At 42.0% G+C, this 11,842-nt stretch carries 6 protein-coding genes; 3 read left to right on the top strand and 3 right to left on the bottom strand.

Going from position 1 to position 11,842, the window contains the following annotated elements:
• Window positions 1–2,047, bottom strand: a 2,047-nt coding sequence (locus tag KO534_RS03925; protein WP_354667903.1) for a S8 family peptidase, incomplete at its 3' end; no start/stop codon positions are given.
• A gap of 719 nt (window positions 2,048–2,766) precedes the next feature.
• On the opposite strand from KO534_RS03925, the gene KO534_RS03920 reads away from it, so the two are divergent.
• The 3 genes from KO534_RS03920 (at window position 2,767) to KO534_RS03910 (ending at window position 9,257) form a co-directional block, all read left to right on the top strand.
• A complete protein-coding gene (locus tag KO534_RS03920) occupies window positions 2,767–3,489 on the top strand; it encodes a PEP-CTERM sorting domain-containing protein (RefSeq protein WP_215927472.1) in 723 nt (240 codons plus the stop codon).
• Between the two features lie 96 nt (window positions 3,490–3,585).
• On the top strand, window positions 3,586–8,460 hold the full coding sequence (locus KO534_RS03915; RefSeq protein WP_215927470.1) for a carbohydrate binding domain-containing protein: 4,875 nt from the start codon (window positions 3,586–3,588) through the stop codon (window positions 8,458–8,460).
• A gap of 257 nt (window positions 8,461–8,717) precedes the next feature.
• Complete coding sequence (locus KO534_RS03910; protein ID WP_215927467.1) at window positions 8,718–9,257, top strand: manganese efflux pump MntP; 540 nt, start codon at window positions 8,718–8,720, stop codon at window positions 9,255–9,257.
• A 57-nt stretch (window positions 9,258–9,314) separates the two neighbouring features.
• On the opposite strand, the gene KO534_RS03905 is transcribed toward KO534_RS03910, so the two are convergent.
• The gene (locus tag KO534_RS03905) at window positions 9,315–10,157 is read right to left on the bottom strand and encodes a substrate-binding periplasmic protein (protein WP_215927465.1); all 843 of its coding nucleotides are present in this window, start codon (window positions 10,155–10,157) and stop codon (window positions 9,315–9,317) included.
• A complete protein-coding gene (locus tag KO534_RS03900; RefSeq protein ID WP_215927463.1) occupies window positions 10,141–11,814 on the bottom strand; it encodes a response regulator in 1,674 nt (557 codons plus the stop codon). The genes KO534_RS03905 and KO534_RS03900 overlap by 17 nt, the downstream gene beginning before the upstream one ends.
• Window positions 11,815–11,842 lie beyond the last annotated feature (28 nt).

Here is an 11,842-nt window from a genome sequence, read left to right as displayed (position 1 = left end):
ACGCTTCGTCCCACATGAATGCTTCATCCCACATGAACGCTTCGTCCCACATGAACGCTTCATCCCACATGAATGCTTCATCCCACATGAACGCTTCATCCCACATGAATGCTTCTTCCCATACTTCGAATTCGAAACCTTTGATGTAATAGTTTCCGTTTTCATCCATACGAGCCGCACCCATGTAATGCTGCTCACCGCTTAAGTCTGCGGCAATGTCCATACCGTTGTTGGCACAACCTGTTCTCGCAGATTCGATTGCTTTGATGGCATTAACGCTACCCGAACCTTGTTGGAAAGGGCTGTAGGCTAATTTTCCGTCAAATTGGGCCATAGTGGTGCTACTCATCAAGCGACACTTCACATCGTTTGCACTTAAGCTAGGATCATTTTGCAACATTAATGCAACCATGCCGCTCACGACACCAGAAGCCTGTGACGTCCCTGACATAATAAAACGGTCATCGCCTTTCATGTACTGTGGGAATTTACTGGGTACGTACATCTCTTCGTTTGCCAAACTAAACATATGTCCACCAGGCGCAACCAAATCGGGTTTGATAAACGCTTCATGAGTGGGTCCCTGAGATGAAAATGAAAGCAAGGTGTCATCGTTTGGGTTGTCTTGAGTGTAGTTATCGCTAATGGCTCCTACACTGATTACATAGGGCACGTTGGCGGGCACACCAATAGTCATGGCACTTGGACCAGTATTACCGGCAGATGTCACTACTACTACGTCTTTTTCCCAAAGTCGCATGACCGCTTGATTGATTGGGTCGGCCCAATAATTGGAACGAGGTGGCGCACCAAAAGACAGATTAACTACACGAATGTTGTGCTCTTGATAGTTGTCTGCAATGAATTGAAGTCCACGAAGCGCATCTAAATAGGTACTGTGGCCATCTTCATAAAAAGCCTTCACAACTACTAAGTTGGCGTCTGGCGCTACGCCTTGATAAAAACTACGCTTTTTTCCATCAACAATAGCACGACCACTGTTGGCAATAATGCCGGTAATATGAGTACCATGACTATTTTCATCAGTCATTTCTTTTGGATCGATTTCAGTATCGGCGATGGCGTCATACGCTGCTAAAATTCTGTCTCTATTTTTGGTGTTTTGGCTTAGCGCTTGGTGCTCTGCCCATAAACCACTATCGATTACCGCAACGGTAACACCGTCACCTGTTAGGCCTTTATCGTGAAGCTCATCAGCGCCTATGTTATCGACGTAATAACTATTGCTGTCTTTGTCATTAGCTTGCGTGTCATAACCTTTCACTAAGCTACGATCACAATTTTCTTCAAACTGTACGTCCATCGAAAAATCACCTTGCTGGTAATCATCGGCATCGTAACGTGAAAATGTAAGCTCGACTGTGGCACTTTCGAAAGCGTCAAGATCGCCGTATCGTCTAAGATCGTAGGCATCTAAGGTTAACTCACCATTGTGACGACTAAAAAGGCTCCAATAAACTGTTGAACCATTAAATTTTACGGTGCGCACATTCCCTAAATTTTGTGGCCAAGTGAAGGTCATTTCCTTAGCGTTAGCTTGCATGTCTTTGGCGTTGTATAAATTCCAACGGATTTTATTGGCACTGAGATCCACAACGTGGCTGCCGTATACTAAACAATGATCAAGTGCGCCAGAGGTAAAAACTGCTTGATTTTCGGTAACCGTAATCAAACTTGGCATTTTCTTTAGGAGTGCCAATTGCACGTCTGAGACTCGAATACCAATGCCATTGACTAAAGGTAAGTTATGGGTAATGACACCACCAACCTTTTCAACGAGTTGTTTTAGCAATTCGATATCGCCGCCTTGGATCAATACTTCGTTGTCCAGTGTTAAAAGGCTATCAACTACAGGTAATTCAGGTAAACCTAATGACGTGGTAAGTTCAGATACGTCTAAAGTGGTCACTACTTGTTGTAGATCCAGACCTAACAATCCGTCTTCTCCTGCAGCAGCAGGTAGAGTTGACATGCTCAACATTGCAGCGGCAATCATTATACTTCTATTGCAGATTTTTGGTTTCACGTTGATTTATCCTTAAGGTTCCAATTAGTAGGGTTACTGTGAAGAGTGTGCCTACCTGACAATCATTTTTCATATATAGCAATGCACATGCCATATTTTATCTTGTTGATTTAAAAGGATTATTTGTCATAATGAAAATTATGGTGGTTACGGGTTGAAATAAATGAGTGTTAATTTGGGGTGTAAAAAGTGATTGGTTGCAATCATTTATTTCATTTTCGTGTTTTGATAGAAAAGTCATGTCAAATTGGATGTAAGGGGGCGTGAAACGCGCCGTTTTCTGCAGCTATATGTTTCGAACCTCTGTTTCGAAGGTTCTCTGATTGTTGTCAGACACGAGTCTCTTATAGTTTTATTAGTCACAGCTGAGTCCGCTTTGTCGCGGTAAAAGTCCTGCTCATGCCACCGCGATAAAGTGTGTTTATTTGTTAGTCCGTTTTGTCTTTGGTTTTGTCACCTTTGGGCGAAAAAGTGTGGGCGAACCTACAACTGAGGCCTAGGCTATCTCCTGTTAAATAACTGTTAATACGATGTGTTTATTATGGGTGTTTAACAGCTGGAGTAGAGCACCTTTATAGTTCGGCTATAAAGGGTTCTATTAAAACGTCAAATGTTTCGGGTAGCCAAATCAAACAACTGGATGCGAATAATGTCCATATTGAATACCTATATAAATACACGCTATTCGGACGTTATCTAATTTTATATATAGGATTAAAATGAAACTAATTACAGGTCTCTCTTTGCTAACGCTTTGTTTAGCAAGCACAAACACTTTTGGCGGTGCAATAGTCAACGGTGATTTTTCTAGTTGTAATTACTCCGGATGGCAAAAAGATACAGACGGGTTTGGTGAATTACCTGCGGGCAATGATTTTGGCATGGTTAACAACGCCGGAAACTGCAGCGCTACTCTTAATGTTGATCATTTCGACCCCGCTGGTGACGCCACTGGTGCCCCATTAGATCAAGCGTGGTTCGCTAACACTCTTTTTCAAGAGCTGGATTTAAGTGGCGCTGCAGACAGCACGTTTTCGTTACAAATAGACTTTGCAGTAGACAGCGAAAGTAACAGTAATGAGATTGGCTTTATCGCAGACTATTTTTTGATCGGCTTAAATGACGGAGCTGGAAATTACTACGACCAAACTGGCGGTTTAGGTTTTTTGTATGCCCCTACAGATGTTGATGGTGCATTTAGCCAAGTGCTCAGTTTTGAATTGGACAATTCTTTTGTTAATCAAGGAGGGTGGTTCTTAGATTTCCAATTGAATGTTGGGGTAGACGACTTCAGTTTAACTGATGCCTTTGGCTCAACCTTGTTTCTTAACAGTGTGTCTTTGACAGAAAATAAAATTCAAAGTGACGTACCTGAACCCACAGCGCTGAGTTTGTTGTCTCTGGGGTTGCTGGGTTTGTATGTCCGCAAAAAACGCCGTTAACTCTCGATTTTTCATGACGAGTCAGTGTTAGTCAAGGCTTCAGCCGCGGCTTGATTTTTGTCCAAAACTAAATATCTACCTTTTACCGGGAAATTTATGAATCATTTAAAACTCATAAAAGGGGCGTGTTGCGCCCTGATGATGATGTCTTCACACTACGCATTAGCGGGCTGGGAGGATATAAATAGTCACGTTAATATTACTCAATCACGGGCGGCATTAGATAGAATCAACCGTGTTTATTTTACTTATGTAACCGTTGAAAATACGGGTGCTGAAACGATCGATGGTCCGTTTCGAGTCATCATTGCTAATGCAAGTTTACCCGTTGTTAATGCACAAGGAACGACTGATTCAGCTGTGCCTTATTTTGACTTAGACATCTCGAAACTTATGCCAGGCGAATCGCATCAAGTTAGAGTCGACTTTGAATTACAGCGCCAAAGCCTCAGCTTTACCGCCTCGCTGCAAAATGACGTGGCGGGTTGGGAATTGGTGTGGAGTGACGAATTTGAAGGCACAGCAATAGACAATAACAAATGGACCCACGAAATTAACTGCGATGGTGGCGGTAACCATGAACAACAATGTTACACCGATAGTGCTGAAAACTCTTATGTTGAAGATGGCATATTAAAAATTGTAGCTAAATCAGAGAGTGGTCAACCTTTACCTTATAGCTCTGCTCGCATGGTTTCAAAGGAAAAAGGTGATTGGACCTACGGTCGATTCGAAATTCGCGCAAAAGCTCCATTTGGCCAAGGCTCTTGGCCTGCTATTTGGATGTTACCTACAGACAATACCTATGGTGGTTGGCCACATTCCGGTGAAATTGACATTTTTGAAGCGGTCAATCTTGGGGTACCGCTAAATGAAGGAGGCGTAGAGTCTAACGTACACGGTACGCTGCATTATGGTGAAAGTTGGCCAAACAATGATCGCTCTGGGCATAACTATTTATTGCCTAGTGGCGCTAACCCAGCTGATGATTTTCATACCTACGCCATAGAATGGGAAGCGGGTGAAATGCGCTGGTATGTCGACGGCGTATTATACCAAACTCAACGAAAGTCTGAAGCGACTTACAACACAGATGGTAATCCAGATGGTTTAACGCATCGTGGTTGGTATCGTGAAGAGGCAGGTGAATATTTTTATGATGAATCTCCTTTTGATGAGCGTTTCCACATGATTTTGAATTTTGCTGTAGGGGGAGATTGGCCTGCAAACGTTAATCAGGGGGGAATCGATGCCTCTGCGTTTGACGGTAACAATAAGTTTGAAGTTGACTACGTACGTGTATATGAATGTTCAGTTAACCCCAGCAATGGTAAGGGCTGTGCAACAGTTACTGATGGCTATCTTGACTCAATTTCTGAGGGAGGCACCTTGGTTGATGGCTCTGCACCCATTCCTATACCGCCTTCTGACGGTATTGCTCGAGATTTAATTATCTTTGATGAAACAATTAATGAATCATGGCCCGCATGGGATTGTTGTGGCGGAACGCTTCCTACTATCGAATATGAAGACGGTGAGTATCTCAACGTCATTGAGTTTGTAGTGGGTGCACAGCCTACAGTCTTGGGTTTTAATACTAATTTTGCCGATGCGCCTGCGCCTTACGACGGTACGCCAATGTTAGATACGGGGGTATTAGAATTTGACCTTAAATTAGTTACACCTCCTAATAACGCCGCAGCCAATTGGAATCTAAAAGTTGAGCAAGGCGGTGTGAGTAGTGAAGTGAGCATTTCAATTGATACGCCTACCAGTGAGTGGCAACACTATGCAATCCCCTTGAAAACCCTGAGTAATGCAGGTCTGAATCTAAATGGCATTGATGTCATCATGATATTTCCAGATTGGGGGCAGGGCGAAGGTGCTGTTTTCAGAGTGGATAATGTCACTATTTTAGAAGGTGAAGTAGAGGATGACGGTTCTGAAAGCGATTTGCCAGCCATAGATTTTGAAGTCGACGGGTACGGTGCTTCTTTAAATTGGAATGTGTTTGAAAATGCTGATAACCCAGCTCTAGAATTTGTTGCCAACCCTGATACTTCAGGTATTAACGATTCATCTACAGTCGCAAAAATAACTGCTCGTGTTGGTGGTGCGCCATGGGTAGGGACAGAGACCGCTCACGGTGATTTTGGTCCTATGACCTTAGATGAGTCAAATAGCCTCATTAAAGTCATGGTGTATAAAAGTGTTATTAGTGACGTAGGTGTGAAGTTTGCCATTGCAAGTGGTGGTGCGCAGGGTGAAATTAAAGTAGCCAATACATTAATTAATCAATGGGAAGAGCTAACCTTTGATTTTAGTGGGTATATTGGGCTGACAGAAGCCATTGATATCGATCAGATTATATTTTTCCCAGACTTTGATTTTGCTGGTCGTACTCAAGATAACGAGGTGTATTTTGATAACATTCGATTCTTTGGCGAAAACACTGGTGGCGGTGGAGGTGAACCAACTGATGGTGAATTAGTCCGCAATGGAGACTTCGAAAACGGTACTCAAAGTTGGATTGGCAACGTTGAAGTAATTGCTGAAAACGGCAACAGTGTATTTTACGCCAATGTGCAAGCTGCAGGTAATCCTTGGGATGTGAATCTTAGTCAAGTTATGACGATCATTCCTGATACAACTTATGTTGTGTCATTTAGCGCAAAATCTCCAACAGCACGTTCGATTTTGGTTGGACTAGGATTAAACCATGATCCTTGGAGCAACGTGGTTGAGAACACTATTTTAACGCAACAATGGCAAACCTATACCTACACTATTACCACAACGGGTTTTGGTGATGACAACAGTCGCGTATTTTTTGATTTGGGGGCTGAAGTTGGTGAGGTGTTTATCGATGATGTTAGCGTGATGATCCAAGCTAGTGACGGTAGTGACGGTAGTGACGGTAGTGACGGTGGTGACGGCGGTGACGGTGGTGACGGTGGTGATAGTGGTGATGGCGGTGACACAGGAGACGAATTAGTCAGCAATGGCTCGTTCGACAATAATGGCGAAGGCTGGATAGGCGAAGTCAATGTTATACTAGAAGGTGACAATAACGTCTTTATGGCTGATGTTGCCCTAGCTGGTAATCCTTGGGACGTAAACTTAAGTTACCCACTAACATTAATTCAGGACCAGACTTATATTTTGTCGTTCAGAGCCAAAGCCCCGTTGTCACGTTCTATCGTTGTTGGCCTAGGTCTTAACTATGATCCTTGGACAAATATTGTTGAGACAGTTTCTTTAAGTAATGAATGGCAAACTTATAGTTACACCATCACAATTTCGGGGTTTGGCGGAGAAAATAACCGAGTATTATTTGACTTAGGTGGCGACGTTGGCGTGGTTTATATTGACGATGTCAGTGTCACGTTACAAGAAAGTACTGGTGATGGTCCTGTTGCAGAAGACGCCTTTGTCTTGGTTTCATCATCTGGGGTTAGCGACATTGATTTTGCACCCGACACTGTGGGTGAATGGAGTACCGGCACTACTATTCAAAGTGATGTGATGTTTGATGGTCTACTTGGCTGGGAAATGACTTCTAGTTCGAATTCACCCGAGGCTGGCAACTGGGGAACCGTGCTAGCGTTTACAAACGGCATTGATGGTGACTTTAGCTTGTTTAATCGAATTGAGCTGAAGATAGCCACAACAGGTACGTATTCGGGTGGCTACAAAATTGCCATCTCAGGAAATGGCGTGAATAAAGAGTTTGCTCTGCCAGTTAACGAAGCGATAAGTACGTGGCAAACCGTCTCTTTAGATACAGTTGATATTCCAATTAACTTTTCTGTTATTGATTGGATAGCGGTTTACGGCATTGGTGGGCAAGCAGGTGTGTCTACTATTCACGTTACCGACTTTAGTTTGCTTAACGATGGCACCACCGAGTTTGATAGCAATACTGAAGATGATTTTGTGTTTATCTCCTCAGATCCTTCGGTTACCACCGATTTGATTGTGGATGGGGATAACTTTAGTGACCAAGGTAATGTGATATTTGGTGAATGGAGTACAGGTACCATTATTTCTGATAGCACCTACGACGGACTAGATGCTATCAAACTTAGTGCCAACGGATCTTGGGGGGCAGTGCTTGCGCTGCAAGGTGATATTTCCGATGGTTCTAACATCGATAACTATGACGTGGACTTTTCACAGTACACCAACATCAAAATGAAGGTCGCTTCACAAGGCGCGTTTGAACGATATGCTCTGTCTATAGTGTCAAAAGTCGGGGATAACGAAGTGGCCCAAGAAGTCGGTTTTACCTTAGCTAATCAATCGCAATGGAATCAAATCGATATTGACCTAGGCATGTACGGCATTGACTTGTCTAACGTGAGTCAAATAGCGCTATTCGGCGTTTATCAAGGGGGATCTGCTAGTCAGAATCTCTATATGACTGATTTGATTGCTTACGACACAGGTAAAGTGGGCGCTAACAAAGACAGTCCTGGCGAAAAATTTGTGTTTTTCTCATCTACTGGTGAAGCAACCGATATGGTATTTGATGGCGACGATAATGCCCACGATGGCAATATGACTATTAACGAGTGGTCGACCGGGACATCATTCGCTGCCGATGTGACTTACAGCGGTTTGAGCGCTTTCGAACTCACACGTGGCAGTGGAAGTTGGGGCGCGGTGTTGGCATTGATGGGAGACATCTATGGTGGTGTGCAGGAATACAAATTTGATGTGGCTCAGTTCAGCACACTTAATTTCAAAATTGCTGCGCAAGGCGCGTTTTCACAATACACTCTAGACTTTATCGTAGACGGTGCTGAATTTAAGGTGCCGCTATCTGTGAACAGTAGTTGGACAGAGGTCAGTGTTAACCTTGCCGATATTCCAATTAACTTTTCTAAGTTAACTCAAATAGCCATATTTGGGGTGGGCGGGGCAGCAGGCGATAAGATTTATTTGACGGATTATAATTTGTCTAAGTAAACCTAACTCAATATAGCCCGATATTTTATGTTAATAGGCTCGAGTTGCGAAAAGCAATCGAGCCTTTTTGGGTTGGGGGCAGTAGCAAAACCTTGGGGTTAGCAATCTAAACTAGTGAGCCGTGGGAGAATTGAGTCACTAAAGCTCTTTATTAATGTTATTGTGTTATTGCATGAATCATCGAAGCAACTAACGTTTATTTGCTTTCGATTTATCGTTACAATTTACCTCTTTAGTATCATCAAGGTTAACCTCAATTGTTTGAAGTACTGCTTCTCGCTATTGCTTTGAGTATGGATGCGTTTGCAGTGTCCATCGGATTAGGCTCTAAACAAAAATCACATCCAATGTTTCTAGCACTGCTGGCGTCGGTTTATTTCGGAGTGTTTCAAGGTCTGATGCCACTCATTGGCTATTTAGGCGGAAAAGGTGTGTTGGGATGGGTTGAGTCTTACGCTCCCATAGTTTCTTTTGTACTGTTAGTTTTGATTGGCGGAAAGATGATTTTCGAATCTTTCTCTGAGGGCATCGAAGAAGATCTCACAAAGGTGACTCATAGAGTGTTGTTAACTCTCGCTATCGCCACAAGTATTGATGCCATGGCCGCGGGTTTTGCGTTGACTCTACTTGATATTAACCCTTTTTTAGCTTGTTTTATTATTGCGATCACTACCTTTATCTTTAGTTATTTGGGCGTGTTTATTGGCGTCAAAAGTGGCACTTGGCTTGAGAGTAAAGCGGAGATTTTGGGGGGCGTGGTGTTGATAATGATTGGTATAAAAATGCTCTGGGTGTAATTAATAAAGTAGATGTTATAGGGGCAAAGTATTATCTACCAGTGTTGCAATATCTTCTTATAATCTGGGGTATTCCAGAATAGATTCGGTAATTTCAGATTCAACACCGTGACTCTGCAAAATCTGTTTTAACTTTCCAGAAGATTTTAATGCCGTAATTGTTTGGTTCAATTTAGGAATTAAATGTTGGTTTTCTTTTCGCACTCTCATAAGTAAGTTTCCAGAAGAGTGCAGGGCAGCAAAACCAATTTCTGTTTGATTAAGTTTTGCCCAATGTTTTGCGGTTTCTCGTTCCATAATAACGACTTTGAAGCGATCGCGTTTTAAACCTAACATTAGCCGACTTTCATTAAGAAAATCTGTACGAATAAAATGTTGATCATCAAAATAGAAATAACCAGCAATAGTGCCAACAGGTTTACCAAATATTGATTCTCTAGTGGCAAACAAATGAGTATTTTTTTTAAGAGTAATTAAGTATTCGTTTATTTCAAAAAAAGACTCTGTGGTCACATAGTTCTCTCCTGGCTCGCCATCTTTTAACCATTCTAAACATACAAAGTCGAAATCAACTATACCGTCTTTAAGGGCTTTTTCGGCTCGCTTGGCGGGCAAGTCAACAGGGATAAATTCAATTTCAGAATACTCTTGCATGGCCTGTGTTAACTCGATTAATACACCGGGGCGACCAGTTTCTGCTCCTGTTCTAAAAGGTACCCATCCACCTTGTTCTCCTTTATCGAAGTACAGTTTTGGTTGTTCACTTTTTTTTTCGATTTTTTGTTGCTGCGCCTGTAATGTAAAACACCAACAATATATGAACCCAGTAAATAAAATATAGCTTTGCGCTTTGAATAGGAAACAGCCCAATGTTTGTGTTGCTTTATGTCGCGCGATCATTGTCTTCGCCATCATTTTGTTGTGCATCTTCCGAGGCTGTATAATAGATATCTTTTTTCTTTGCGATACGACTTACAATTTCATCTAATCGTTTTTTATTACCTTCATTTAGTTCTCTGTTTTGCAGTTCGGCCAAAAACTCTAAGGTGTGAACCTTCTTGTAGGATTGTAATTCTGCATCCACTAAACCCTGCAACAAATTGAGACTGAAGGCAAGTTCTCGAGGAAACAACAAATAGGCCTGATAGAAGTCGTCAGTTGCACCCTGATAATCTTTTCTGGTGTATTTTTGTAAACCCACTTTATTAAACTCAAGGGCTTGAGGTCGTTTTTCTCCAATTGCATCTTCACCCTTAGACACCAGCATGCCCGAGACTGTTTTTTCGTTACCGTCTTCTATTTCCCTTAATTTCTTTTGGCTTAGTTTTAAAAACTCTTTGGCTTTATCGGTATCACCTGAGTTTCGCCACGCTTGCACTGCGTCGGTAATGGTGGATATTTCAGCATCTTCTAATTCACTCATGCCCGGCCGAGTCAGTATTTCATTGGCTTTTTCTACATTACCCTCCATAAATGCGATCATCGCGAACATATAATCTTTTCTGACCGTTAAACTTGGATCAGAGAGTTTTCTACCAGCGGCTCCGATTAAAAATTTGGCAACTTGTAAGTCTGAAGTGCGCTGGGATTTTGATCTTAGTTCGGCTTCACCAATGTAACATCTAGCCAAATCTAACGATATTTCATCATAACGTTCGCGTATAGAGCGATTAGATTCGCGTTTCTTTTCTAGCAAGCTGATGGCTTCGTTGCCTCTTTCTTGCGCTTGATAGATATAAGCCTTTAAGCGAGCAGCTGGAATCGATAGTTCACCTTCACGGATCTTATGCATGTAATTTTCAGCTTTATTGTATTGATTATTACTCACGCTAATTCGGGCTAGCCATTCGCACGCTTTGTCATTGGTTAATTCTGACTCAGTGAGTTCTCGTAATAAGGTTTCACTTTCCTCAACATGGCCATCCAAAAACAAATTTTGAATCAAGCCCCATTTGGCCCAAATGACTTTGTCTGAGTGCTGCAAAATCGTTCGATATAGATCTGCCGCTTCCTTGTAGTGGCCTAACTTAGTTAATAACCTGGCGCGCAATTTGGTCAATGCACTTCTTTTTTTAGGGTGTTCGTTCTCTTTAATTAAAAGATCTAAAAGCACCAAGGCTTGTGGATAGTTGTCTTCATCCATCATTTCAAACACAGGCATTAAGTATTGGTGTAAGGCAAGGCAGTTAGAAATGTTTTTAACCAAATTACGTATTGTATAGGGTTTAACCAGAAGCGCTTCTGGATGCACATCAACAATCTGCCCTATGATCAAAGGTAAACGGTCTGAGGTAATAAACATGACACAAGTGGAATGGGTGATTTTTTTAATCTTTTGTAAATCTTGTACTACTTCTACGCCGTTTTTATTTTGTCCAAGATGAAAGTCCATCAACAAAAGATCTAAACGCTGATTTTTTAAATTATTTTTTAATTCTCGGCCATTACTAAAACAGCTAATTTGCGTAAATCCCATGTCCAATAAATGGTTACGGATGTTAGTACGCGCCATGCCATTGTCTTCCACAACGGCGACTTTAACTTTAGAAAGTGACATATGAACGGATTAATTTTCTACACATGAT

It is taken from the genome of Paraglaciecola arctica (assembly GCF_018861065.1).
In the GTDB taxonomy this organism is placed as follows: Bacteria; Pseudomonadota; Gammaproteobacteria; order Enterobacterales; family Alteromonadaceae; genus Paraglaciecola; species Paraglaciecola arctica_B.
This window is presented reverse-complemented; position numbering and strand designations above follow the sequence as displayed.